This window comes from Chryseobacterium bernardetii (assembly GCF_003815975.1).
GTDB lineage: Bacteria > Bacteroidota > Bacteroidia > Flavobacteriales > Weeksellaceae > Chryseobacterium > Chryseobacterium bernardetii.
In genome coordinates, this window is the sequence record NZ_CP033932.1 from 4,142,954 (window position 1) to 4,167,808 (window position 24,855).

Annotated in this window: 25 protein-coding genes; 5 read left to right on the forward strand and 20 right to left on the reverse strand. The window is 35.5% G+C overall.

Features of this window, described 5'->3' with window-relative positions; all coding sequences use genetic code 11:
• Positions 1-98 precede the first annotated feature (98 nt).
• From EG339_RS18840 to atpB, 14 genes are all read right to left on the reverse strand, one after another.
• The gene (locus EG339_RS18840; protein ID WP_123871457.1) at positions 99-374 is read right to left on the reverse strand and encodes a hypothetical protein; all 276 of its coding nucleotides are present in this window, start codon (positions 372-374) and stop codon (positions 99-101) included.
• Positions 375-511: 137 nt separating this feature from the next.
• Complete coding sequence (locus tag EG339_RS18845) at positions 512-1,657, reverse strand: class I SAM-dependent methyltransferase (RefSeq protein WP_123871458.1); 1,146 nt, start codon at positions 1,655-1,657, stop codon at positions 512-514.
• A gap of 281 nt (positions 1,658-1,938) precedes the next feature.
• Entirely contained in the window at positions 1,939-2,379 is a 441-nt protein-coding gene (locus EG339_RS18850) for a DinB family protein (RefSeq protein ID WP_123871459.1), read from the reverse strand.
• On the reverse strand, positions 2,379-3,542 hold the full coding sequence (locus EG339_RS18855; protein WP_123871460.1) for a methylmalonyl-CoA mutase family protein: 1,164 nt from the start codon (positions 3,540-3,542) through the stop codon (positions 2,379-2,381). Before EG339_RS18855 ends, EG339_RS18850 begins: the two co-directional genes overlap by 1 nt.
• A 110-nt stretch (positions 3,543-3,652) precedes the next feature.
• The gene (locus tag EG339_RS18860) at positions 3,653-4,009 is read right to left on the reverse strand and encodes an FtsB family cell division protein (protein ID WP_065394243.1); all 357 of its coding nucleotides are present in this window, start codon (positions 4,007-4,009) and stop codon (positions 3,653-3,655) included.
• A 4-nt stretch (positions 4,010-4,013) separates the two neighbouring features.
• Positions 4,014-4,628, reverse strand: coding sequence for a uridine kinase (gene udk, locus EG339_RS18865; RefSeq protein ID WP_066693081.1), 615 nt, complete (start codon positions 4,626-4,628; stop codon positions 4,014-4,016).
• A 490-nt stretch (positions 4,629-5,118) separates the two neighbouring features.
• On the reverse strand, positions 5,119-5,424 hold the full coding sequence (locus tag EG339_RS18870; RefSeq protein WP_123871461.1) for an ATP-dependent Clp protease adaptor ClpS: 306 nt from the start codon (positions 5,422-5,424) through the stop codon (positions 5,119-5,121).
• A gap of 11 nt (positions 5,425-5,435) precedes the next feature.
• Positions 5,436-6,794 (reverse strand): hemolysin family protein, encoded by a 1,359-nt coding sequence (locus EG339_RS18875; protein ID WP_123871462.1) that lies wholly within the window; start codon positions 6,792-6,794, stop codon positions 5,436-5,438.
• Positions 6,795-7,065: 271 nt separating this feature from the next.
• Complete coding sequence (atpG, locus tag EG339_RS18880) at positions 7,066-7,929, reverse strand: ATP synthase F1 subunit gamma (protein WP_123871463.1); 864 nt, start codon at positions 7,927-7,929, stop codon at positions 7,066-7,068.
• A gap of 77 nt (positions 7,930-8,006) precedes the next feature.
• Positions 8,007-9,584, reverse strand: a complete 1,578-nt coding sequence (gene atpA / locus EG339_RS18885) for a F0F1 ATP synthase subunit alpha (RefSeq protein WP_065398060.1) — start codon at positions 9,582-9,584, stop codon at positions 8,007-8,009.
• A 16-nt stretch (positions 9,585-9,600) separates the two neighbouring features.
• A complete protein-coding gene (atpH, locus tag EG339_RS18890; RefSeq protein ID WP_123871464.1) occupies positions 9,601-10,140 on the reverse strand; it encodes an ATP synthase F1 subunit delta in 540 nt (179 codons plus the stop codon).
• A 2-nt stretch (positions 10,141-10,142) separates the two neighbouring features.
• On the reverse strand, positions 10,143-10,637 hold the full coding sequence (locus tag EG339_RS18895; RefSeq protein ID WP_045497327.1) for a F0F1 ATP synthase subunit B: 495 nt from the start codon (positions 10,635-10,637) through the stop codon (positions 10,143-10,145).
• Positions 10,638-10,738: 101 nt separating this feature from the next.
• On the reverse strand, positions 10,739-10,957 hold the full coding sequence (locus EG339_RS18900) for an ATP synthase F0 subunit C (protein ID WP_007844726.1): 219 nt from the start codon (positions 10,955-10,957) through the stop codon (positions 10,739-10,741).
• 51 nt (positions 10,958-11,008) lie between these two features.
• Positions 11,009-12,136 (reverse strand): F0F1 ATP synthase subunit A, encoded by a 1,128-nt coding sequence (atpB, locus tag EG339_RS18905; RefSeq protein ID WP_123871465.1) that lies wholly within the window; start codon positions 12,134-12,136, stop codon positions 11,009-11,011.
• Positions 12,137-12,882: 746 nt separating this feature from the next.
• On the opposite strand from atpB, the gene ffh reads away from it, so the two are divergent.
• The gene (gene ffh / locus EG339_RS18910) at positions 12,883-14,244 is read left to right on the forward strand and encodes a signal recognition particle protein (RefSeq protein ID WP_123871466.1); all 1,362 of its coding nucleotides are present in this window, start codon (positions 12,883-12,885) and stop codon (positions 14,242-14,244) included.
• Between the two features lie 80 nt (positions 14,245-14,324).
• Here the strand turns inward: ffh and EG339_RS18915 are convergent, their stop codons facing one another.
• The 6 genes from EG339_RS18915 to EG339_RS18940 all read right to left on the reverse strand — a co-directional run bounded on the left by EG339_RS18915 (position 14,325) and on the right by EG339_RS18940 (position 19,241).
• Entirely contained in the window at positions 14,325-14,984 is a 660-nt protein-coding gene (locus EG339_RS18915; protein WP_123871467.1) for an OmpW family outer membrane protein, read from the reverse strand.
• Positions 14,985-15,001: 17 nt separating this feature from the next.
• A complete protein-coding gene (locus tag EG339_RS18920; RefSeq protein ID WP_123871468.1) occupies positions 15,002-15,652 on the reverse strand; it encodes a porin family protein in 651 nt (216 codons plus the stop codon).
• Positions 15,653-15,733: 81 nt separating this feature from the next.
• Entirely contained in the window at positions 15,734-16,396 is a 663-nt protein-coding gene (locus tag EG339_RS18925; RefSeq protein ID WP_123871469.1) for an outer membrane beta-barrel protein, read from the reverse strand.
• A 449-nt stretch (positions 16,397-16,845) separates the two neighbouring features.
• Entirely contained in the window at positions 16,846-17,343 is a 498-nt protein-coding gene (locus EG339_RS18930; protein ID WP_123871470.1) for a hypothetical protein, read from the reverse strand.
• A gap of 140 nt (positions 17,344-17,483) precedes the next feature.
• The gene (locus EG339_RS18935) at positions 17,484-18,158 is read right to left on the reverse strand and encodes a porin family protein (RefSeq protein ID WP_123871471.1); all 675 of its coding nucleotides are present in this window, start codon (positions 18,156-18,158) and stop codon (positions 17,484-17,486) included.
• 123 nt (positions 18,159-18,281) lie between these two features.
• On the reverse strand, positions 18,282-19,241 hold the full coding sequence (locus EG339_RS18940) for a PhoH family protein (protein ID WP_066695208.1): 960 nt from the start codon (positions 19,239-19,241) through the stop codon (positions 18,282-18,284).
• Positions 19,242-19,374: 133 nt separating this feature from the next.
• Between EG339_RS18940 and EG339_RS18945 the strand changes: the two genes are divergently transcribed.
• The 4 genes from EG339_RS18945 (at position 19,375) to EG339_RS18960 (ending at position 24,804) form a co-directional block, all read left to right on the forward strand.
• Positions 19,375-20,202 (forward strand): SAM hydrolase/SAM-dependent halogenase family protein, encoded by an 828-nt coding sequence (locus EG339_RS18945; RefSeq protein WP_123871472.1) that lies wholly within the window; start codon positions 19,375-19,377, stop codon positions 20,200-20,202.
• 63 nt (positions 20,203-20,265) lie between these two features.
• The gene (locus tag EG339_RS18950) at positions 20,266-21,567 is read left to right on the forward strand and encodes a dihydrolipoamide acetyltransferase family protein (RefSeq protein ID WP_123871473.1); all 1,302 of its coding nucleotides are present in this window, start codon (positions 20,266-20,268) and stop codon (positions 21,565-21,567) included.
• Positions 21,568-21,723: 156 nt separating this feature from the next.
• Entirely contained in the window at positions 21,724-23,154 is a 1,431-nt protein-coding gene (locus EG339_RS18955) for a serine hydrolase domain-containing protein (RefSeq protein ID WP_123871474.1), read from the forward strand.
• Positions 23,155-23,442: 288 nt separating this feature from the next.
• Positions 23,443-24,804: a chloride channel protein gene (locus EG339_RS18960; RefSeq protein WP_123871475.1), complete on the forward strand. Its 1,362-nt coding sequence runs from the start codon at positions 23,443-23,445 to the stop codon at positions 24,802-24,804.
• Positions 24,805-24,855: the final 51 nt, after the last annotated feature.

Below are 24,855 nucleotides of genomic sequence, written 5' to 3' on the forward strand. Positions count from 1 at the left end.
AAGAAAAAGATATTTCCAGGTACCCGCCCATCAATGATCTTTAAAAATAAAAAATGCCCTGCAAAGAAGCAGGGCATTTTTATATGGTATACTAATAATTAGTGTTCAGCTTTTGGAGCCTCTTCTTTTTTTTCAGCAGGCTTTGCAGCAGCAGTACTGTCTGTTTTAGGAGCAGCAGCTTCTGGTTTTGCAGCGTCTTCCTTGTGTTCAGCAGCCGCTTCATGGGTAGCATGAGCTTCTCCACCCTGATGATCATCAGAATATCTTTCCACTCCTTCTTCAAGTTTCAAAACAGCTTTGCTTCCACCTTGCGGAACTTTTTTACAGCTTACCGCTACCGTTGCAATCGCTAAACATATAACTAATTTTTTCATATGTAAAATTTATTTTTTATTAATATCATACGGAACCGCATTATTTTAGTCTATTCTGTGAACTAAACAGCGAAGGTTTCCTGCTCTCATTTTTGATTGCCCAAAATTAAGAAATCCTGTTTCTTTTGGCAACATTTTTATACTGATTTTAAAATAATTTTCCCTTTTTTGGACTGTGTAAAAATAAGATAGTCATTTCCGCCATCTTTCAATCCGTATTTCTTTTTAATTTCTTCGGGTTTTAAGGGATAATTCTTTGAAATAATATTGTATTGCTCTTTCTTTTTAATCTTTTTAGAATCAACGGTTTCCATTTCAAAAACTCTTCCCGGAAAATCATCAATCTTTTCAGAAGAGGTATAAATATGAGTATTAGGATGCAACTTTTTAATTCTGCACTTTTCAGAAATTAAATTGAAAATTCCCGCTTTCAAAATTGAATTATTGGGAATATAAATGAATTTTTCAGGTTCGGAATACTCCGATTGGGCATTTTCTTCTTCCCCAAATATGAAGCTAAAGGCAGATTCTCCGCTTTCAAGGTTTACACAGTTGCAGATCATCTTCCCAGTATTTTCATTGGAAAGGAAAACAACAACTTCTTTCACATCGTTTTTCACCGCAATAATATCAATCCGTGAAATACCCGGCAACACTGAAATAAGATATTTAAGATCAATCAGTGGTGAGAGCTTAATGACTACCAGACTGGAAATAGACTGTAATTTCTTCTGGATTTCAAGGATATTCGGGGAAAGATCTTCTAAAAGAAAGACTTTATTTTTATTCTGGTCCCTTCTTGCCGGATCCAGATAAATAACATCAAAATTTTCTTTGTTTTCAGCTAGGAAGTCCTCTAGTTTTCTGTTGATAAATTTTGCGCGACGGCCCAAAATATTCCAATTATGTTCAACAATTTCCAGAAGTTCTGTATTCTGCTCTATTAAAGTAATATCGTCAAAGTTTTGAGACAGATAATAGGCATCAATACCAAAACCGCTTGTAAGGTCTATGAATGTATTTCCACTTAAAATTTCAGATTTATAAAGAGCCGTTTTTTCTGATGAAGACTGTTCCAGATTAAGCTGCGGTGGAAAAACAATTCCCTCTTTCAATAAGAAAGGAAACTTTTTTTCCGCAACCTGCTTTCCTTTGATCTGCTGCACTATTTCCTGCATCGATACTTCAGGAAAAGGAGATTTTTTCAGCAGTAATGCGTGTAAATCTGTATTCAGATTTGCATTGATGTATTTTTGGATTTCCTTGTTTATTAATTTAACCACAGATGACACAGATTTTCACAAATGTTTATGTTTGATTTATTTAGATGCTTATGTTTCATTTCTTACGTGTCTGAACGCAGATAATCATTGGAAATTTTTAAAAAATATGTGCAATCATCTGCGAAAATCTGTATCATTTGTGGTCATTTTAGAATATTAGTCTAAATTTCCTATTACTTTTCTAAAAATATAAAAACTTATCTCATTTTCTTTCATAACATTTACATTTTGTGTTTTATAGACCTACACAAATCCTGTTCGCAAATGATTATTTAATCAAATTATCTCTTATAGAAAATGTAATCCGTCAATAGCGGGGTCAAGCCGCTCTGCTTAAGCAAAGAATTAATTTGCCCTCTGTGATAAGTAGAATGGTTGACTGCATGAAAAAGCATTTCAAAAATAGTGTTTTCAAACTTTGTTCCTCTTGAATTCTGATATTCTATTTTTTGATCCGGATCAAAATTCCTGATAATATCTATACTTTTAAGAAAATTAGTATGATTGATTTCCACCAGAGATTCAAAAGGATTGATCTGCCAGACTTCAAACGTAGTTTCTCCCAGTATCCTGGCATTCCAGATCTGTTGTGCATTAAGAGTATGATTAATCAGACTGATTGTTTTATCATCTACAAGCGCTCTGCTCTCAGCAATAACTTTAATCATCTCAGCATTGAAATGATAGGTGTATTCAAATAAATCGATCAGTTTTTCTTTCATTACTCAAACATTTCAGCCCAGCGAACCGCCTTTATTTCTTTTTCGTTGTAAAGATCAGCAACAGACTTTTTAACGTCTAATTTAGGGTATAAATTCACTCCTATCAGCTTTATTTTTCCTTCTTCGATCCATTGCTGTTCTTTAACAGCATGATCATAGATCTTTTTCTGAACAATTCCTTGTTTTAAAAGTTCAAGATAGCCTCCTGCTTCTTCTATTTCAACAAATAATGCCCATGATTTGTCTGCAATCTGCTGTGTGATATCTTCAACATAGTAACTCCCGTTAGCTGCGTCTTCAAATACATTGATGATACTTTCGTAAGCCAATACAATCTGCTGTTTGAAAGATATCTCTTCAGAGTTATCCGTACTTCTGTCTACAAGATAGTTGTTTGTAAAAACGGCATCTGCACCGCCAATCATGGCTGAAGCCAGCTCCAGTGTAGAACGGATTAAGTTATTTTCATTGTCAGAAACAGCTTTATTTCTAAGGGAAGTTTCTGCAAAGATATAAGGAACTTCATCCAGACCATACTCCTTGGAAAGCTGGTTAAAAACCATTTTAAAGGCTCTTAATTTGGCCATTTCGAAGAAATAGTTTCCCCCTACAGCAATTCTGAAGATTAATTTATTGAAAATTTCAGTTCCGTATACCTCTGCCAGTTCTTTTGCCTTTGCCAAAGCAATTCCTAACTGCTGATAGATAGCTGCACCTGCATTCTGATGAAGTGAAATATCTACACAAATACTTCTTCTAAATCCTTTTGCCAATAATTCTTTTGCCAATTGATCGTCAATAACGGCATTCTTTTCATTGAAAACATCAATTAAGGAAAAATATTGGTCTTCATCCTGAGGCGTAATATGCCCTGCCAGTTCTTTATTGTTGATAAAGATGGTTTTCTCAGTCAGATTTTCCACATTCTGATCGAGTAAAAAAGCAAATACTTCTTCCTCAAGACTTTCATGATATCTGGCTACCAAATGGGTACTTTCTTCAACTCTCGGAAGGTTTGCCATAGGTTTCTTAACTTCTGTATAGAATGGCCTTACTTCTATCCCTTCCAGGTTTTCTTTTTCCAGAATAGGGTAAATATCTTCTGTTTTAAGCTGTTTTTTTACTAAATTTTCCCAATTTGGAAGTGTAGCTGTATCTGACATTAGTTTTGTTTAAATGGTGAATTGTCAATGGTGAATTTTGCTTCGCAAGTGAATAGTATCCTTCAATTAAACCCCAACTTACCATTCACTATTGACGCTTTCCACGCTATTTATTTTTTAGCGACTTTTGTACTGTCTACTACCAGGATGAAGATTTCTTCATTCGGTTTCTTCATAAAATAGTTTTCTCTTGCGTACTTTTCTTTTTCTGATTTGTTGTTCATCAGTTTTTTATAAAAAGCATCATTTTTTTCATATTCTTTTTTGTAATACTCCAGTTGCTCTTCATATTTATGAATCTCACCGTTCAGTTCATTAATTACAAGAAATGAAGTTTTATCGAAGAAAATCATCCATACCAAAAACAGGCAGATCGTAATGGTATACTTATTCAACACATATTTCTGGATAAGTTTGAATGTTTCAGATTTCGGCTGAATGTCTTTGATAAGGTTATTTTCTTCCATTTTTTTAATGTTTTCTCAACGAGTTTTTAATAACAGTAGTTAAAAAATCAATCGCTACGGAATTCTGTTTCATATTAGGAATAATAAGATCCGCCTCATTTTTAGATGGCTCAATGAATTCCTGGTGCATTGGTTTTAAAGTGGTCTGATAACGGTGTAGTACTTCGCTCAGATCTCTGCCTCTTTCCTGGGTATCTCTCCTGATCCTCCTGATCAGCCTTTCATCAGAATCTGCATGAACAAATACTTTCAGGTCAAATTCTTTCAGTAATTCTTTATTGGTAAGAACCAAAATTCCTTCTACAACCAATACGTTCTTAGGTTCTACAGTAACATGATCTCCTGTTCTGGAATGGGTTACAAAGCTATAAATCGGCTGTTCTATCGGCTCATTATTCTTTAAAGCTTTTACGTGTTTTATCAGTAAATCAAAATCTATCGACTTCGGGTGGTCATAATTTAAAGCCTCTCTTTCTGTGAGTGTAAGCCCCTGGTTGTCGTGATAATAATTATCCTGAGAAAGGATATTCATTCCTTCGATATCAAGCTGCTGAAGTATCTTATCAACAACTGTAGTTTTGCCGGATCCTGTCCCACCGGCAATTCCTATTACAAGCATTGTTTTTTGTTTCTTTATAGTTGGTACAAATATACTATTTTAGATAAAATGTAGCAATGCAGGGAGTGAAATTGAGTAAGTATATCCTGAAGTTAAAGTAATGAGTCTCAAAAATTGTGACAATATTTAAATTTGAATGGATTTGAAGAGAAAAAGTTGATCTTTTTTATTTTTAAAACGCGAGGAATACGCAAGGGGCTATAAAATTGTATAAATATTTTTCGTTCGTAAGGGCATTACATTCAGCAATGAACCCAACAAAAGCTCTTTGGCTGAGTGCTAACGACTTTGCGAACGGAGCTTTTACGCTTTTAATTAATAACTTTGCAAACCCTGTGTTACAATAATTATTAGGAACATAAAATTAGCCTTAAACTTTAGAATGTTTAAGTAATAAGATGCCTCCTTTTTCTGAATGAAAATAGCACATCCTGGAATATTCATAAAAAATTTCACAAAAAACCCCGGCCAATATTGGCCGGGGTTTATTTTATACGATTTCACTTGTTAATTCGCGTGAAAGTAATTTTTCGTGCATAGGCTTCAAAAGATCCAGTGAGCCCGTTTTTACGGTACATTTGCCTTTATAATGAACAAGTATTGTACACTGTTCTGCCTGTTCTAATGTGTGCTTGCATATTTCGATCAGGCAATCAATTACATAATCGAAAGTATGGATATCATCATTATGCAGCACCAGTTTGTAAACTTCATCCGTATCATCCAATACAAGAACTTCTTCTTCATACTGACGTTTCGGATCTTCGTAATCTTTAATCGTATTATAAAAATTCATTCTTAATTGTTTTAAACTTCACCAATTTTTTCTGCTAAATTATCAATAGCATTGGGTTCCTGATATATCAGTTCCACCAGTTCCACACTCTTATTGTTCATCTTCAGAATTTTGAAATGATAGTCATCCAGATCAAATTCCTGATTTTCTTCAGGGATATCTTCCAATTCATAAAGAATAAATCCTGCTAATGAGTTGTATTCACTGTCTTCAGAAAGAGGAAGCCTTTTAGGTAAAAATTCATTGATCTCATCCAGAGGCTGCGTGGCCTGTACCCAATAGGTATTGTCTGCAATTTTATCAACAATTTTTTCTTCTTCGTCTTCTTCATCCTGAATTTCTCCTACAAGCTCTTCCAGAATATCTTCAAGGGTAATAATTCCCTCTGTTCCTCCAAATTCATCAATAACGATGGCAAGGTGCTGTTTTTTCTGCTGGAAAATCTTCAATAAATCTGAAACTTTCTTGCTTTCCACTACGAAAAAGGCATCACGCATAAGATCTTTAAGGTCTTCATGATCTAAAGCTCCTTTTCTCTTCACGTATTCTCTTATAATCTCTTTCGTATAGAAAATACCGATCACATTGTCAATAGAATCAATATAAACAGGAATACGGGAATACCCGCTGTCCATAATTTTATTGATAATTTCATTAATATCTTCTTCAAAATCAATGGAAGTAATATTCTGTCTTGGAACCATGATCTGTTTTGCAGAGTGATCTGTAAAATCAAATGCATTTTTAATGATCTCATAGTTCTCTTCTTCAATCTCACCACTGTCTGCACTTTGCTTTACTAAAAGCTGCAGTTCTTCAGTAGAATGGATTTCCTGTTCTGAAGCAGGGTGAATTTTAACCAGCCTAAGGAAACCGTTTGACATAGAGTTCATCAACCAGATAAACGGTTTAAAAATCGTGTAAAAAACTCTCAACGGAACAGCTGTTGCCATTGTAGTGGCTTCAGATTTTCTGATCGCGATAGATTTTGGGATAAGCTCACCAAATACAATGTGCATAATGGTAATTAATACAAAACTGATTATTAATGCTACCGAAGTAATGGAAGCTTCACTCATGTTCACATTGAATGAGTGGAAAATATTTTCAACAATATGGTGTAGGGCGCTCTCTCCTACCCAACCCAAGGCAAGGGAAGCCAATGTAATACCTAACTGTGTAGCAGAAAGATATTCATCCAAATGCTTGATGATATGTTCTGCCTGTTTTGCCATAGAATCCCCTTCTGCGGCTTTTAATTGGATTTGAGAGTAACGAACTTTAACAATTGAAAATTCTGCGGCTACGAAGAAGCCATTTAGTAAAACAAGAAATAAGGCCAGCAAAAGCCTGACTATGTCCGAGTCCATTTAGAAGTTGTATAAATTTTATTAAGTACAAAGATATGTAAAATAAAAATAACCTGAATCCTAGATAGATTATTTCAATAGATGAATTTCTGAGTAAAAAAACAACCTCTTAAAACCTGTCTTTTTTGTGATAAAAAAAATAATTGGACACAGACTTTGTTTGTCCATGAAAAGATTGTTTTTTTGGTGCTTAATTGCGTTTTTCAACCTTTAGAAACAAAAAAAAGCACCGATAAGATCGATGCTTTTGTTTGTATGTTAAAATAATTCTTTACGAATTTTTCAAAGCTTCCGCTCCGGAAACAATTTCCAGGATTTCGTTGGTAATTGCTGCCTGTCTTGCTTTGTTGTAGAAGATCACAAGATCGTTCTTTAAAGCCTGCGCGTTATCTGTTGCTTTGTGCATTGCTGTCATTCTCGCTCCATGCTCAGATGCTACTGAATCTAAGATCGCTTTGAAAACCTGAGTTTTAATTGATTTTGGAATCAAATTATCAAGGATTTCAGCTCTATTAGGTTCAAAGATATAATCTGTTTCTACCTGTGGTTCAGTAGTTTCAGGCATTGAGATGGGAAGAAGCTGTTCTGTAGTTACTTCTTGAGTAGCTGCATTAACGAATTTGTTATAAATAACATAAACTTCGTCAAACTTACCTTCTTTGAAGCTAGTCATTACACCTTCTGTAATGTTAGCAACTACATCAAAATTCAAATTATCATAAACAGAACTTCCATTAGTATATACTGTACGGCTCTTTCTTACTGCATCATATACTTTTTTACCTACAGGAAGTACTTCAATCTCATATCTAGAATTGTTCTGGAACTGCTGGTTAAGCTCTTTTACGATTGAAGAGTTAAAAGCTCCTGCAAGACCTCTGTTTGAAGTAACAGCGATGAAAAGTATTCTTTTAACCTCTCTTTTCTGAGCATATACAGAAACCTGGTCAGGATCAGAGCTAGAATTTACATTCTGGATAAGCTCCTGTAATTTTTCAGAATAAGGTCTTAACATTACGATTGCATCCTGTGCTTTTTTAAGTTTCGCAGCGGAAACCATTTTCATAGCACGTGTAATCTGCATCGTAGATGAAATTGACGTAATTCTGCCTCGTATTTCTTTTAAGTTTGCCATTAATTTGGGTTCAAAGTTTAAGGTCTAAAGTTTAAGGCTTAAAACGCTATATTTTAAACCTTAAACATTGAATTTTTTTAGTTGTATTTAGAAGCTAAATCGTTAGCTGCCTGCTTAAGAACACCTGTAATATCGTTATCGATTTTTCCAGCTTTGATCGCAGCCATTGTATCCGGGTGCTTAGATCTTAGGAACTCGATATACTCGTGTTGGAATTCTTTAATCTTGTTCAATGGAACATTTCTCAATAAGTTCTCAGTACCAGCATAGATCATTGCCACCTGGCTATCTACCGGAAGCGGAGAGTTAACCGGCTGCTTAAGAAGCTCCACGTTTCTTTCTCCTTTAGAGATTACTGCTAAAGTAGAAGCATCAAGGTCAGATCCGAACTTAGCGAACGCTTCTAATTCTTTATATTGAGCCTGGTCTAGTTTCAATGTACCAGATACTTTTTTCATTGATTTGATCTGAGCGTTACCTCCTACCCTTGATACAGAGATCCCTACGTTAATTGCAGGACGAACCCCTGAGTTGAATAGATCAGACTCCAGGAAGATCTGTCCGTCTGTAATAGAGATTACGTTTGTAGGAATATACGCAGAAACGTCACCTGCCTGAGTTTCGATGATCGGAAGAGCAGTTAATGAACCACCTCCTTTCACGATTGGCTTAAGAGACTCTGGTAAGTCATTCATCTGCTTAGCAATTTCGTCATCAGCGATTACTTTTGCAGCTCTTTCCAATAGTCTTGAGTGAAGGTAGAAAACGTCTCCAGGGTAAGCTTCACGGCCCGGTGGTCTTCTTAATAGTAGAGAAAGCTCACGGTAAGCAACAGCCTGTTTAGATAAATCATCATAAACGATAAGCGCTGGTCTACCTGTATCTCTGAAGAACTCACCGATAGCAGCACCCGCCATCGCAGAGTATACCTGCATTGGAACTGGATCTGATGCATTAGCTGCAACGATTACAGTATATGCTAAAGCTCCTTTATCAGAAAGAGTTTTAACGATTTGTGCTACCGTAGAAGCTTTCTGACCGATAGCAACATATATACAATATACTGGTTTACCAGCATCAAAGAATTCTTTTTGGTTGATGATCGTATCGATCGCAACAGTAGTTTTACCTGTTTGTCTGTCACCAATGATAAGCTCTCTCTGTCCTCTTCCTACAGGGATCATAGAGTCAATCGCAACGATACCTGATTGTAAAGGCTCAGTTACCGGTTGTCTGTAGATAACTCCAGGAGCTTTTCTTTCTAATGGCATTTCGTATAAATCTCCTGTGATAGGACCTTTACCATCAATAGGGTTACCAAGAGTATCTACTACTCTTCCTAACATTCCTTCTCCTACTTTGATAGAAGAGATTCTGTTTGTTCTTCTTACTGTATCCCCTTCTTTTACTAATTTACTTTCACCTAATAAAGCAACACCTACGTTGTCTTCTTCAAGGTTAAGTACAATACCTTCTACATCACTAGAAAATTTCACCAACTCTCCGTATTGTACGTTTTCTAACCCGTATACACGAGCAATACCATCACCGATGGTTAAAACTGTACCTACTTCCTCAACGTTTGATTGAGTATCGAAGTTGGCCAATTGCTGTTTTAAGATCGCAGATACTTCTGCCGGATTTATTTCTGCCATTGTATGGTTGTTTTTCTTAATTTAATTGGAAATCTTTTTTAACTTGGTTCAATTTGGTCCTTACAGACGCGTCTACCTGCTGGTCTCCTACTCTCAGGATATATCCACCTAAAATATCTTGGTTGATAATTAATTTCAAATCGAAATTTGAATTGGCATTCACCAGGTTGGTAGATCTTAGGATCTGATCAATATTCTCTTTAGAAAGCTGAGTAGCTGTTGTAAGCGTTACTCTCTGTACACCGTTGATATCTTCAACTTTGTTGATGAATTCCTGAGCAATATTTTTTAATTGGTTTTCACGTCCGTGTTTAATAACCAATCTGATCAAATTCTGGGAAGATGCTGATAAACCTTTGAAAATTTCGTTTGCTACCTCTATTTTCTTTTTTGCATCAATGTAAGGTGTAAGGAAGAATTTGTTCAAATCCTTAGATTCAGCCATAATCTTCACTACATCTTTCATTTCAGAAAATACGGCAGCTGTCTGACCTGATTCATTAGTGAAATCAAGTAAACCCTGTGCGTATCTTTTCGCTACTTTAGATGTAAGCATTCTTAGTTAAGGTTAGATTTGTTGATATAATTTTGAACTAATTCGTTTTGAGCTTCTGTGTTATCTAACTTTTGCTTTAAGATAGATTCTGCAATGTTTACAGATAAAGCACCGATCTGAGTTTTGATGTCTGCCATTGCAGCGTTTTTCTCAGCGTTGATAGTTTGCTTAGCCGCTTCGATAAGTTTGTCTCCTTCCGCTTTAGCAACGTCTTTAGCTTCACCTACGATTCTGTCTTTAATTTCTCTAGCTTCTTTAAGGATAGCATCTCTTTCGATTTTAGCTTCACGAATGATTCTTTCGTTATCAGCTTTAAGATCTTCCATCTCTTTTTTAGCCAGTTTAGCTTGGTTTAATGCATCAACAATAGAAGTTTCTCTTTCGTTAACAGCATTTACAATTGGTTTCCAAGCGAATTTAGCTAGAAGAAATAATAGGATAACAAAAGTAAGGGTCATCCAAAACAAAAGTCCAATTCCAGGTTCAATAATTCCCATATCTGTAAATTCTTTTTTTAAATGTTATTTTATGGATTGTTTTTTAAAATTCTTAGCAGCAGCCAACCGCTTTACTGCTAAGAATGTTTTTTGAGGATAGATTACTTGATGAAAGCACCAAAGATGATCGCGATAAGACCAGCACCTTCAATAAGACCAGCAGCAATAAGCATTGCTCCTTGAATCTTACCAGCTTGTTCTGGCTGTCTAGCGATAGCGTCCATTGCGTGACCACCGATTTTACCGATACCTAGACCTACACCTAGTACTGCTAAACCGATACCTACGTAAATTAATCCTGCTCCTGTTGATAAATCCATAATAAATAAATTATATTAGTTAAAAAATTATTTTTAAATTCTTTCTTTTAATTAGTGAGCGTGCTCTTCGTGACCGTGCTCATGTTCATGCTCTGCAACTGCAATTCCGATAAATAGTGCGGATAGTACAGTGAAGATATATGCTTGTAGTGCTGCTACCAATAATTCCAGTACTGAAACGAATAATGCTAATGGTACAGATGCAAATCCTAATAATGGAGTTTTGAAAATGAAGATCAATGAAACGATCGCCAAGATCATAATGTGTCCCGCAGTAACGTTAGCGAAAAGTCGCATCATTAAAGCGAAAGGCTTTGTAAAGATTCCGATAATCTCAATTGGAACCATAATTGGGTACAATAAGATTGGAACCGGCGGCATAAAGATATGTTTCCAGTAATCTTTATTTGCGCTGAATAGTGTAATTAATAATGTAATGATAGCTAATACAGCTGTAATTGCAATGTTACCTGTAAGGTTTGCCCCGAAAGGGAAGAAAGGAATCAATCCAAATAAGTTGTTAATCCAGATAAAGAAAAATGCAGTTAATAAATAAGGCATATATCTTTTATATTTAACAGACCCGATGTTTGGAATAGCCACTTCGTCTCTGATAAACACAATTACTGGCTCCATGAATTTTCCAATACCTTTTGGAAGTTGTGATTTTTTATAGTTTCTTGCCATTCCTATGAACACTACTGCCATAAAAATTACTGACAAGAACATTGAAGCTGCGTTTTTTGTTACTGAAAGATCAAAAAACACTTCGTTTGATTTTTGCTTTCCACTGATGATTGAAAACAATGTAGCTTTTTCAACACCTTTAGTAGAGACTACCTGTCCGTGCTCTAAAGTATACCCATCATGTTCGTGTCCGTGAGCAATACTACTAGAAAGAAAAGTATGCCAGCCTTCATTATCTTTGATGATAACAGGCAAAGGGATAGAAACGTGATGTTCTTCACCACTGTCATCTTTTGTAGTCCATAAATGCCATTCATTAGAATCACCAATGTGCTCCATGATCATCGTGGTCGCATTGAAGCCTTCTTTCGCTTCTTTGTTCTCTACTTTTTCCGCTGATTTCTCTCCTTCAGATTCGTGCTGAGCAGAAGCTAAACTGCTTATAAACACAAATAAAAATGCGAAAAATAATGAAGAAATTTTTCTGTTCATATCTCTTTTTTAATCGTGTGCAAATATATCGATTTTATTAAACTTTACCAATACTAAAAATTGATTTTTATCATCAAAAAAATCAAGACTTATTAATGAGTTTTATTATGGGTAAATAAATAAGGAATGATGCAACAAGAAAACAGATCACTATAAAGAGAAAATTGGCTTTAGTCTTCTCTATTATGATTAAGGAAGCAATAAGCCAGATAAGATCTTTAGAAAGGTTGATAACGAGAAATTTCATTCCCGCATCCTGTTTACCGTACAAATACTTTTTAAATATTATATATACTATTATATTAAGCAGGGATATTAATAATACTATAATGAAACTATCAAGAAAATTCATGCTGCAAAAATAGGATTATAATTTTTGAAACAAAAGATTTGTTATATATAAGGAAGGAAGCTGAAAGTGGGACGATGGAAGTTACTATTATGAAAAGCCACGATTCAGTTCATTTTATTAAAAATAATCCAGAGTACGCTTATTTTTAAAAAATATATTATTGAAACAATCTTATTCACTTCCCTCCTATCTCAAAGACTCCCCTTTCCATCTCCCCATCAAATCTACCTGCGAAATTTATTACTATTATTCATCAAGCAGAACCTATTTGGCTTTATCGGCTGAGAAGACGTCCATCTTCCCGCTTTAATCAAAATCCTTATAATATTAAGTCTATCATACTCAGGTTTCTTAAAAATTCCTTATTTTTGCAAACCTATAATTTACAATAAATATGTTTAATAGTTTACAGGATAAATTAGATAAGGCATTACATAATATTTCCGGACGTGGAAAAATTACCGAAATCAATGTGGCGGAAACCGTAAAGGAAATCCGCAGAGCACTGGTAGATGCCGACGTTAACTATAAAGTTGCAAAAGATCTTACTAAAAGGGTTCAGGATAAGGCATTAGGCCAAAATGTTCTTACATCCCTTACTCCGGGACAGTTGATGACAAAAATTGTTCACGATGAATTAGTAGACCTGATGGGAGGTTCCCAGGAAGGAATTAACCTTTCCGGAAAGCCATCTGTAATTCTTATTGCAGGTCTTCAGGGTTCCGGTAAGACTACTTTCTCCGGAAAACTGGCTCATTATTTACAAACAAAAAGAAATAAAAAACCTTTGTTGGTAGCGTGTGACGTTTACCGTCCTGCTGCAATTGACCAGCTGAAGGTATTAGGAGGACAGATTAATGTTCCTGTTTATACTGAAGAAGGTGCTACTAACCCTTCTACGATTGCTGAAAATGCAATCAACTTTGCAAAAGCTAACAACCATGATGTAGTAATTGTGGATACTGCAGGACGTTTAGCGATTGACGAGCAGATGATGAACGAGATCAAATCCGTACATTATTTCATCAAGCCGCAGGAAACATTATTTGTAGTGGATTCCATGACAGGTCAGGATGCCGTGAATACTGCTAAAGCATTCAATGATGCCTTGAACTTTGACGGGGTTGTCCTTACAAAACTAGATGGTGATACCAGAGGGGGTGCTGCTTTAACGATCCGTTCCGTAGTTGAAAAACCTATCAAATTTATCTCTACAGGTGAAAAAATGGAAGCCCTTGATCTTTTCTACCCTGAAAGGATGGCAGACAGAATCCTGGGAATGGGAGACGTTGTTTCTTTAGTGGAAAGAGCTCAGGAGCAGTTTGATGAAGAAGAAGCTAAAAAACTTCACAAGAAAATCGCTAAAAACGAGTTTGGTTTTGATGATTTCCTAAAGCAGATCAACCAGATCAAAAAGATGGGTAATATGAAAGACTTGATGGGAATGATCCCAGGTGTTGGTAAAGCCATCAAGGATGTAGAAATCAGTGATGATGCCTTTAAACATATTGAAGCCATTATCTACTCTATGACACCGGAAGAAAGAAGAAAACCTTCTATCATCAATACGCAGAGGAAAAACAGAATTGCAAGAGGAGCAGGAAGAAAAATTGAAGATGTAAACCAATTGATGAAACAATTTGACCAAATGGGTAAAATGATGAAGATGATGCAGGGACCTCAAGGAAAGCAGATGATGCAGATGATGAGCAAGATGCCAAATATGCCTGGAATGGGTGGAATGTTTGGAAAATAGTCCGGAAATAATGTAATCAGAATATAAAATCCGACTCAGATTTGAGTCGGATTTTTGTTTTCTATCTTTAAACAGCTCTATTATTTATCAGATTTCTGAGCTTTCCCCTTAATAAAATAAGAAAAACCAACGTTAACCCCAAAAGTCTTAACATTTGTTTTAACCTCTGTATTCATAATAGTTTCTTTACTTGAAAACTGGTCATAGGAAATCCCTAAATTAACCCCTAAAGACGAAGTCGCCATATATGTTACTCCTCCTTTTACTTTCCATGCCAAACCATCGGTAGTAGTCTCCGTATCGCGCATCAACAAAGGATCAAGCCCTTCATTATTGATATCCTTATAAAAAGAATACTTTGTCTTATTAGATGCATACCCGATCCCAGCTCCTAAGAATGGTACGAACTTACTGGAATTTGTAAAATAATAAGTAGCCGTAGGCATTATGGAGAACGTAGAATTGGTAGATTTAATGCCTTGATATTTAGTAGTCGTATTAACGTACCCTAAGTCGATACCCACTGCTAATTTGTCTATAACGAAGTAACCTACAGAAGGGATAATTGAAAATGTGTTCACTTTAGGTCCGTCAACAGAATTACCTCTGGCTTTTACAGTTGTTGTAGCGTTATTAAAACCCATACCTGTGTTCCCACTGATTACCCAGTCTCCTTTAGTCATTTGGGCATTAGAAAGCCCGAAAAGTGCTATTGCACCTGCTAATAGTAGTTTTTTCATGATTATTAATTAAGTTATTAAAATTTATATCCTACACCAAGTTGCAAGAAATTCATTTTTAGCTTTTCACCATCTACAGGATTCTTAATCATATTCGTCAAGCCAAAACTATAACGTGCATCTAAAAACAGTCCTTTATAAACAGTATAATCTGCCCCTAAGAACAAACCGAACTCTGTAGATTTAAGACCATCATCAAAGTATTTTTCAAGGTATTTTTCTCCTTCATGTAGAGCTTCCTGATTTGACGGCGCTCCACTCACCTCCATCTTCACCTTTGTATTGGTTCTAAAACTCACATATGGCCCTGCATAAAGCCCTAATTCCGGTGTTGCATAATATCTTGCTGACACAGGAATCACAATTCTGTTAAAATTAAGTTTTTCTGTAACTTTTACACCATTAGCGCTCACAACAGCCTTACCACCAAGATTTGCATATTCAACTTCTCCCTGCAATGCAAACTTATTATTGAATTTATGCTCAACCAATCCTCCAACATAGAAGCCGGATTTTGATTCCAGATTAGCCTTTAAGCCTTCAAATTCAAAATTATCACTGTTAGAATTCAATGTTGATAAAGCATACCCTCCTTTTACACCAAATTTAGTTTGTGCATTAAGCCCTGCAAATAAAGCAATTGCAGATGCTAATAAGATTTTTTTCATGATTATTATATTAAAAAATGTCCGCAAAAATACAAAAAAGCCCCGAGAATTCTCAGGGCTTCTTTTTATATGCTTTGTTTATTATTTTGCAAATACATACTTAACTCCGAAAGTTACAGAAGATAAATTCAATCCGAATTTATAATCGTTTACTCTCTTAGCTCCGTCTACATCTAATTTGTTTGTGTTGTAACCAAACTCACCAAAAGTAGCTTCGATAGACCAGTTTTTGTTTAAGAAATAATCTAAACCTGGCTTAACGTTAACTCCGATTGAAGTATAGTTAGCTTTATCAGAAGTAGATGTTCTAGATACTGTAGAACCAGTCGTTAAAGTAGACTCGCTTTCTTGCTTGTACTGACCGAATTCCATAGGAACTTCTAATTGACCGAAGATGTATAATTTATCAGCTAAAGTCCAGTATTTTCTTACGAATGGAGCTACTACGAATGCAGAAGTTGTATTTTTCTTTTCAGCAACCAAAGTTCCACCTCCAACAGTAGTTTCAGTAGTTACTTTAGTGTTATCGTTTTTGTAACCTACACCTAAACCTACTGCTAAGTTAGTGTTAACGAAATAACCTACAGTTGGAAGAACTTTGAAGCTCTCGATTTTAGTATCGTTATTGTTATTTTCGTTTTGAGAATACCCTAATTGACCTGAAACGTATGTAGTACCTTTAGCAATCTGAGCATTTGATAATCCGAAAAGTGCAACAGCACCCGCTAATAATATTTTTTTCATTTTAAAAAATTTTAATACTTTCTGAGGGCAAATTTACAGTGGTCCCCACTAATATTAAAATTTGTTAATGTGATTAATATCATTGTTAAAATTTAGGGCTTTACAAAAATAAATCATATAAAAGAGAGTCTTTTGTGTTTTTCACAATATTATGAATAAAAAAATCACAATTCCTTAATCAGAGGTAAATATATTTACTTTTTAAAATTTAGCGGTTTTCGCAAAATCAGCATAATTTGAGAAAATTTAGCCCAAACAATCTTGTTAAAATGTTAAGTTTTAAGAAACCAACGGGTTAAAATTAAACAAATATTTATAATTCGGGGCCAGTTTTTATCATTCAAAGTGATATAGAGAGCTATTGCAGCAAATATTCTATATTTTTCAGGCTTGAAATATAAAAGACTCCGGCCAAAGGCCGGAGTCTTTTATATTATTTCAACATGTTCTTATTTAATAAAGAAGTTGTAGCCCAGGTTAACAGCCCCAATATTCCAGCTGTCTCTGTACCAACCATAGTCACGTCTGTTGCTTACAGACTGGTATCCTATGTACAATTCTCCTTTAGACATTTGGTAACCGAATTTAGGCTGTGCATAGAAACCGCCATCCATACCGTCTTTAGTAGAGATTCCGTATCCTAAGTCTAATCCTACAAAGATAGGTGCTCCCTTGAACTTATATTTCCCTGAAACTGCTACAGGAATAAATCCGAAATCATCAAAGTTATCTTTTCCAAAGAAGTGAGAATACCCTGTTGCCACCCCAAGATCAAAGCCTTTAGCAATATTCCACATATAAGCACCGTCTACTCCTAGTGTAAATGAAGATACATTGCTTGCATCAGATACGGGAACCCCAATGTGCCCACCTAATTTTAAACCTTCCTGTGCCTGAGCAGCACCTCCTAAAAGTGCAAAAGCACCTACTAATAATAGCTTTTTCATTTTTTTAGTTTAAATTTTACGTTCCAAAAATACTAATTATTTTCATCACAGGGCATATTTCTATAAAATGATATTCTTTAAAACAAAAAAACAGGGCCAATTATGCCCTGTTTTTCTATATTTTATTTTTAATCTTACGATTAGTTTCCTCCGAATTTGAAACCTACACCTACCTGTAAGAAGCTGTTGGTTAATTTGCCGTCTCCATCTGCATGTTTAGCTAAGTTAGATACCCCGTAGTTATATCTTGCATCAAAGAATAAACCGTTTTCTAAAGAGTATTCAGCACCAACGAAAGGAGCAATATTTAAAGTATTAGTCTGATCTTTGACATCCACTTTGTCTCCGATTCCGAATTCTGAAGCCAATTCTCCCGGAATTTGAGCACCTCCTGTTACTTCATATTTTGCTTTTGCTGTAAGGATGATACCAAAACTGGCACCAGCAGAAACTGCTAAATTCTCAGTAATAAAATACTTTGCAGAAACAGGGATTAATAAAGTTCCGAAAGTTGTTTTAGCTTTCACACGGGCATTTCCTTCAAAATCCCCCTCAAAAGCTCCTGTTTCATCTACTTTACCTCCTAGCGGTGAATAAAGAACTTCTCCCTGGATACCAAACTTATCACCGAATTTGTGTTCTACTAATCCTCCTACATAGAATGTATGCATTGGATCTGAAGTTTCAGAATGGCCATCAGCCTTCATTTTTAAAGTAGACAGTGAATATCCGGCTTTAACACCAAATTTTGTTTCCTGTGCGTTTGCGTTAATTCCCAATACAGCTACAGCTGCAATAAGTAAATTTTTTTTCATTGTTAATTAGTTATACATTTTATTTTAAGGACTGCAAAACTAATTATTTTTTTCAAATTAACAAATTTTAAGAGGAAATTTAAGGTTAATAAAAGGTTAATACAACTTTTTTCTTTCTATAAATCAATCATTTCTCAATCTTTTCTCTTCATCATTATATGCAAGAATAATCTTCTTAACAACAGGGTGTCTTACAACATCTTCTTCCGTAAGATATACAAATCCAATCTCATTAACACCTTTCAGAATTCTCATTGCTTCCTTCAACCCGGATTGCTGGTTTTTCGGAAGGTCAATCTGGCTTGGATCTCCGGTAATGATAAATTTAGCATTCATTCCCATTCTCGTAAGGAACATTTTCATCTGGGCGTGGGTAGTATTTTGTGCTTCATCAAGAATTACAAAGGCGTCATCAAGGGTACGTCCTCTCATAAAAGCCAACGGCGCAACCTCAATAACTTTCTTCTCCATAAAGCCTTCCAGCTTCTCATGAGGAATCATATCCCGAAGTGCATCGTATAATGGCTGTAAATATGGATCTAACTTTTCCTTAAGATCTCCCGGAAGAAACCCAAGGCTCTCCCCTGCTTCTACAGCCGGTCTTGTAAGGATAATTCTTTTTACTTCCTTATCTTTCAAAGCTCTTGCTGCCAGCGCCACACTGGTATAAGTCTTCCCGGTTCCGGCAGGGCCAATGGCGAAAACCATATCTTTTTTCTCTGTTTCTTTTACTAGTTTTTTAAGATTGGTGGTTTTAGCCTTAATAACTTTTCCGTTAACTCCTTTTACGATAATGTCCTGATCAAAAATCAGTTGTTTTTCGTTTTCGTCTTTAATATTTAGAATATTTTCAACGTCTTTTAGTCCAATTGAGTTATTTTTTGAGATAAATTTTACAATATCATCCAGCTTTTGCTTCAGTATGTCTAACGCTTCCTGATTTCCCATTGCAAAAATGTAATGGTCTCTCCCGGTAATTTTAATCGTTGGAAAGCTTGATTTTAGTAAGTTGAAATATTGGTTATTAACTCCATAGAAGATTTTCGCATCGATGTCTTCCAGATCATAGGTCAATTCAAACATGCAGTATTTTTATTTTTAGATTTTAAAATTAAAGCTTTTTTTCAAATTTATATCAAATTCTTTTCAACAATCTTTCGGGCTTTCCTTTTATTTTAAATAACTTTGCAACACTACACTATTCTATAAATTGCTCATGTCAATTATTACCCTTACTTCGGATTTCGGAAATTTAGATTACAGAGTTGCCGCTGTGAAAGGCAAAATTCTGTCTCTAAATCCTGAGGTTAATATTATTGATATAACCCACGATATCCAGGCATTCAACCTTATACAAACATCTTATATTGTAAGAAACGCTTACAAATATTTCCCGAAAGGAAGCATCCATATCCTTTCTGTAGACAGCTTTTATCATAAGTCAAGAAAAAATATCCTTTATAAAGCTGATGGTTCTTACTTTCTGGCAGCAGATAACGGCCTCTTAAGCCTTATCTTTTTCGATATTAAACCGGAAGCCATTTATGAAATTACGTTGAACAACCGCTTTGATGATGTGATTAATTTCACTTCTACGGATATCTTCGTTCCGGCAGCAGTGCATCTTGCCAACGGGGGCCTTCCGGAAGTGATCGGAAGAAAGATAGACACCGCCAAACAGCTGATGTTCCCAAGGGCCGTTTACAATGAATCTGAAGCAATGATTATTGGTGAAGTAACTTATATTGATAATTTCGGAAATATAATCTCAAATATTAATCAAGATTTCTTTGAAAATATCAGCAAAGCATATAAAGGATTTACCATAAAATTTAGAAATCTGAGCCTTTCCAGGATTTTTTCCAGTCATACGGAAGTGGTTTCGGACTGGGAAAGGGAAACGGAATTCCATGGTCAGTCTGCAGCAATCTTCAATGACAGTCAGTTATTGGAGCTTACCATCTATAAAGGCAGCAAGAAAAACGGTGCTAAAAGCCTGTTTGGATTGAATGTAGGCGAGAATATCTACATTCAATTTATGTAAAATTATATATTTCATAAAAAAACCGATTTTTTTTATATATTTGTCAAAATCTAAAAATCAAAAATGGCAGAATACAAATTATTGCTTCCTTCCATGGGAGAAGGTGTTATGGAAGCGACAATTATCACTTGGTTATTCAATGAAGGTGATAACGTAAAAGAGGATGACTCTGTAGTAGAAATTGCAACAGATAAAGTAGATTCAGACGTTCCGACACCAGTTTCGGGAAAAATCGTAAAAATTTTAAAGCATAAAGATGAAGTTGCAAAAGTAGGTGAGGCCATTGCTATTTTAGAAATTGAAGGAGAAGGTTCTGCTTCTGAGGAAGTAGCCTCTGAAACACCGGCAGCTACTCCGGATACTGAAACTTTAAAAACTATTGAGCAGCCTTTACAAACTGCGGCTGCATCCAATGTAGAATTCTCGGGAGATCTTTATTTATCTCCACTCGTAAAATCAATTGCACAACAGGAAAATATTTCCGAAACTGAACTGAAATCTATCAAAGGAAGCGGTTTAGAGGGAAGAATTACTAAAGAAGATATTTTAGCTTACGTTGCTAACAGAGGAAATCAACCAACTCAACAGGCTGCTCCGGTTCAGCAGGCTGTTTCTGCTCCGGCTTCAGCACCGGCTGCAACCATTACTGCTGCTGCGGGAGATGAGATCATTCCGATGGACAGAATGAGAAAGATCATTGCTGAAAACATGGTGAAAGCAAAACAAATTGCTCCACATGTAACTTCTTTCATTGAGACAGACGTTACCAACGTTGTAAAATGGAGAAACAAAAACAAAGCAATCTTCGAAAAACGTGAAGGTGAAAAACTTACTTTCATGCCTATTTTTGTGAAAGCTGTAGTAAAAGCAATCCAGGATTTCCCAATGATCAATGTTTCTGTAAGTGGTGAAAACATCATTAAAAAGAAAAATATCAATATTGGTATGGCAACTGCTCTACCAGACGGAAATCTTATTGTTCCTGTCATTAAAAATGCAGACCAGCTATCTCTTTCAGGTCTTGCCAAAGCAATCAACGATTTAGCGTACAGAGCAAGAAACAAGAAATTAAGACCGGAAGACACTCAGGGAGCAACTTATACTATTTCTAACGTAGGAAGCTTTGGAAACCTTATGGGTACTCCAATCATTCCTCAGCCACAGGTGGCGATCCTTGCCATTGGAGCTATCGTTAAGAAGCCTGCAGTTCTTGAAACAGCAGATGGTGATGTAATTGCGATCAGAAACTTAATGTTCATGTCTCACTCTTATGACCACAGAGTAGTAGACGGTTCTCTGGGAGGAATGATGCTGAAACACGTTCATGATTACCTTGAAAACTGGGATCTGAATACAGAAATATAAGTAATGAAAATCAGCAATGAGTAATAGTTGCTGAGTATCTCATCAATACATAAAACCTTCGATTTTTGATCGGAGGTTTTTTTATTGTAAATTTTTGAACAGAAGTAATATGAACATTACTCAGATTGTCTTATATGAAACATAACTCAATTATATATGAAACAATTCATTCTGACCACATTTGCACTAAGCATTTCCATAATGGTCTCCTCTCAGAAATCTGAACAATCTGAACTGATTGATCAGTATGTAAAAGAAATGGTTACCATTAATCAGATCCCAGGGCTGGCTATTGGAGTTATAAAAGACGGTAAGGTTGTTTTGGAGAAATATTACGGAACAGAAACACTGGAAAGCAATAAAAAGGTGGGCTCAGACTCAATGTTCAGGATATATTCCACCTCAAAATTGATGACAAATATCGGCGCTTTTCAACTGATTGAAAAAGGCCGTTTATTTTTAGACGACAACATTTCAAAATATCTTGAAAGTCTACCCATAGAATGGCAGGAAGTTAAAATAAAAAATCTATTAACCCATTCTTCGGGAATCCCTAATCTCATAGCCTTTAATGACATTTCTGCAAATGATTCTAATGCTAAGGTTATTGAGCGGCTGGCGAAAGAAAAAATGGAATTTAAAACAGGAAATGAATTCAGATACAATCAAACGAACTATTTCCTTCTTACCATGATTATTGAAAAAATAACAGGAATGGCTTTTGAGGATTTTATTATAAACAATCAGTTTTCAGATACTAAAAATCAAGTAGTATTTTCCTCAAATGCTCTCGAAAAAATCCCTAATCGTGTTATAAAATACAACTACAATCCGGAAAAGAAACAATATGAAAAGTCCACAGATATAAGCGGAACAAGAGCCCACTCTGCCAACGGAGTGGCTATAACACTTCCTGCCTTCCTAAAATGGAGCCAACATCTTAGTAAAAATGATTTCCTGGACCAAAGAACAAAAGAAATGATGTGGCAGTCTTTTGATTTTGGTAATAAAAAAGATGTTTTTGCATATGGATGGGACATCAGTAAAGTAAACAATATACATGCTTACAATTTTTCCGGTGGCAATGTAAGCGCCTATAAAATTTACCCGGAACGTAATTTGGCAATAATTATGATTTCTAACGGATACAGTTTATTTCCTGTTCAGTATCGGATTATCAATCATATTGCGGCTATGATTGATAAAGATTTAACTGATGACTATCTATTAGCAGAAGAAAACATCATCTCTGAATTTTCCAGAAAAAACAATCCTGATGCCGAGAAAACTTATCATTCATTAAAAGCAAAAAATCCAAAATGGAATTTTGAAAACATATTGAATGACATAGGCTATATCCTGTTAAGGAATTCGAGAACTGACGAAGCCATTAGAGTATTCGCTTTAAACGCCAAAGAAAATCCAAAGTCAGCAAATGCTTTTGACAGTTTAGGTGAAGGGTATTTCAGCGCTAAAAATTATACTTTAGCTTTAAAGAATTATAAAAAATCATTAGCATTAAATCCTGATAACGCCAACGCTATAAAAGCAATCCAGACAATAGAGGATCTGATGAAGAAAAAATAAATGTTTTCTTTAATATTGCTGACTTCCGATCAGAATTCAAAATAAAAACCTTCAATTTTTAACAGAAGGTTTTTTTGTTGGATTTTTTCTTTAATAGTTTTATCTTTAGACAAAGTATTATGTATGGAGTTAGATTTCAGAAAATTATATGTAACCAGGTTATTTGATTTTTCCAAAGAATATGAATACCTAAGACACTGAGCATTGACAAATACTTAATGGTATCAAAATTTTTAGAAGAAATATAAATATCAATATTTTACCGTAATTATCCTTCAAAACCTACAAATGCTGAAAATTCTTATCCTTATTCGCCAATCTGTAAAAAAATCATTTGATAATATCCGAAATGAACAACTGAAGCACAATCTCCTTCAGGCTATCCCTTTTTGGATAGGGTCTGTGATTACCGGATTTTTTGCTGTATTATATGCGCAGATATTTGCCTGGGGCGAAAATCTCATGAATTTTATCTTTGACTGGCATGCATGGATGATTTTCATTATTGCCCCGATGGGGTTTGTGCTTTCCTGGTGGCTGGTAAAAGAATTTGCTCCCAATGCTAAAGGAAGCGGTATTCCACAGGTGATGGCCGCTGTAGAACTTGCCAATCCGAAAGAGCATAGAAAGATCAGAAGCCTTTTAAGCCTTAAAATCATTATTTTTAAAATTATTTCTTCTGTAGTTCTGGTGATCGGCGGCGGCGCTGTGGGCCGTGAAGGTCCTACCATTCAAATTGCAGGCTCTGTTTTCAGGAAAGTTAATGAATATCTTCCTGACTGGTGGCCAAAGATTTCTAAAAAGAATATGATCATGACCGGAGCAGCAGCAGGACTTGCAGCAGCTTTTAATACTCCCCTCGGGGGAATTGTTTTTGCAGTAGAAGAACTATCTAAAACACATATCAATTACTTTAAAACAGCTTTATTTACCGCTGTCATTATTGCCGGGCTTACGGCTCAGACCTTAGCCGGATCTTATTTGTATTTAGGATATCCGAAAACGAATGATGTTTCTCTAATGGTCATGTTTCCTATCATGCTTGTAGCAGCCACAGCCGGAATTATGGCCAGCCAGCTTTCAGTAATCATGCTTAAGATCAATGGATGGAAAAAGAAGACACTGAAAACAGATAGGGCTAATATAGTATTTCTGATTATATGTGCTTTAATTATTGCATCTATCGCCTATTTCATCAATCGTGAAATTTTAGGTTCAGGAAAGGAAATTATGGAACGGGTTCTTTTCACAAAAGATAAACATGAAGATTGGTATGTTCCTATCTTAAGAATGCTTGGCCCTGCCCTGTCTTTCACTTCCGGAGGTGCAGGCGGGATTTTCGCCCCGGCTCTTACAGCAGGAGCTAGTATCGGATCTGTTATTTCAGGGGCAATTCATTTAACACCAAATGAAACCAACGTAGTGGTTCTGGGCGGAATGGTAGCTTTTCTTACAGGAATTACCAGAGCCCCGTTTACATCAGCAATCATTGTACTGGAAATGACAGACAGGCATTCCCTTATTTTTCATCTGATGCTTGCCGGGATGTTTTCTTCCATTGCTTCAATCTTAGTGAGCAGACATTCTCTGTACGATGTATTAAAAACGAATTTTCTAACAGAGCTCAGGAAAAATCCGCAAAATCAATAAAAAAAATAACAATAAGATACCACAAGTTACTGTAAATTTGATTTTTACCAT

Excerpts from the sequence above, each read along its gene's own strand:
- EG339_RS18850 (WP_123871459.1), bottom strand. The coding sequence starts at position 2,379 with ATGAAAGAAAAACTGATCGATTTATTTGAATACACCTATCATTTCAAT.
- EG339_RS18920 (WP_123871468.1), bottom strand. The coding sequence starts at position 15,652 with ATGAAAAAAATCTTATTAGCATCTGCAATTGCTTTATTTGCAGGGCTT.
- atpA (WP_065398060.1), bottom strand. The coding sequence starts at position 9,584 with ATGGCAGAAATAAATCCGGCAGAAGTATCTGCGATCTTAAAACAGCAA.
- EG339_RS18900 (WP_007844726.1), bottom strand. The coding sequence starts at position 10,957 with ATGGATTTATCAACAGGAGCAGGATTAATTTACGTAGGTATCGGTTTA.
- EG339_RS18870 (WP_123871461.1), bottom strand. The coding sequence starts at position 5,424 with ATGAATTTTTATAATACGATTAAAGATTACGAAGATCCGAAACGTCAG.
- atpB (WP_123871465.1), bottom strand. The coding sequence starts at position 12,136 with ATGAACAGAAAAATTTCTTCATTATTTTTCGCATTTTTATTTGTGTTT.
- EG339_RS18930 (WP_123871470.1), bottom strand. The coding sequence starts at position 17,343 with ATGAAAAAGCTATTATTAGTAGGTGCTTTTGCACTTTTAGGAGGTGCT.
- atpH (WP_123871464.1), bottom strand. The coding sequence starts at position 10,140 with ATGCTTACATCTAAAGTAGCGAAAAGATACGCACAGGGTTTACTTGAT.
- EG339_RS18940 (WP_066695208.1), bottom strand. The coding sequence starts at position 19,241 with ATGTTTGAATTGACCTATGATCTGGAAGACATCGATGCGAAAATCTTC.
- EG339_RS18935 (WP_123871471.1), bottom strand. The coding sequence starts at position 18,158 with ATGAAAAAAAATTTACTTATTGCAGCTGTAGCTGTATTGGGAATTAAC.
- EG339_RS18840 (WP_123871457.1), bottom strand. The coding sequence starts at position 374 with ATGAAAAAATTAGTTATATGTTTAGCGATTGCAACGGTAGCGGTAAGC.
- EG339_RS18860 (WP_065394243.1), bottom strand. The coding sequence starts at position 4,009 with ATGGAAGAAAATAACCTTATCAAAGACATTCAGCCGAAATCTGAAACA.
- EG339_RS18855 (WP_123871460.1), bottom strand. The coding sequence starts at position 3,542 with ATGTCAGATACAGCTACACTTCCAAATTGGGAAAATTTAGTAAAAAAA.
- udk (WP_066693081.1), bottom strand. The coding sequence starts at position 4,628 with ATGCTTGTAATAGGAATTGCCGGTGGGACAGGATCCGGCAAAACTACA.
- EG339_RS18955 (WP_123871474.1), top strand. The coding sequence starts at position 21,724 with ATGAAACAATTCATTCTGACCACATTTGCACTAAGCATTTCCATAATG.
- EG339_RS18895 (WP_045497327.1), bottom strand. The coding sequence starts at position 10,637 with ATGGGAATTATTGAACCTGGAATTGGACTTTTGTTTTGGATGACCCTT.
- EG339_RS18915 (WP_123871467.1), bottom strand. The coding sequence starts at position 14,984 with ATGAAAAAACTACTATTAGCAGGTGCAATAGCACTTTTCGGGCTTTCT.
- atpG (WP_123871463.1), bottom strand. The coding sequence starts at position 7,929 with ATGGCAAACTTAAAAGAAATACGAGGCAGAATTACGTCAATTTCATCT.
- EG339_RS18960 (WP_123871475.1), top strand. The coding sequence starts at position 23,443 with ATGCTGAAAATTCTTATCCTTATTCGCCAATCTGTAAAAAAATCATTT.
- EG339_RS18945 (WP_123871472.1), top strand. The coding sequence starts at position 19,375 with ATGTCAATTATTACCCTTACTTCGGATTTCGGAAATTTAGATTACAGA.
- EG339_RS18925 (WP_123871469.1), bottom strand. The coding sequence starts at position 16,396 with ATGAAAAAAATATTATTAGCGGGTGCTGTTGCACTTTTCGGATTATCA.
- ffh (WP_123871466.1), top strand. The coding sequence starts at position 12,883 with ATGTTTAATAGTTTACAGGATAAATTAGATAAGGCATTACATAATATT.
- EG339_RS18950 (WP_123871473.1), top strand. The coding sequence starts at position 20,266 with ATGGCAGAATACAAATTATTGCTTCCTTCCATGGGAGAAGGTGTTATG.
- EG339_RS18875 (WP_123871462.1), bottom strand. The coding sequence starts at position 6,794 with ATGGACTCGGACATAGTCAGGCTTTTGCTGGCCTTATTTCTTGTTTTA.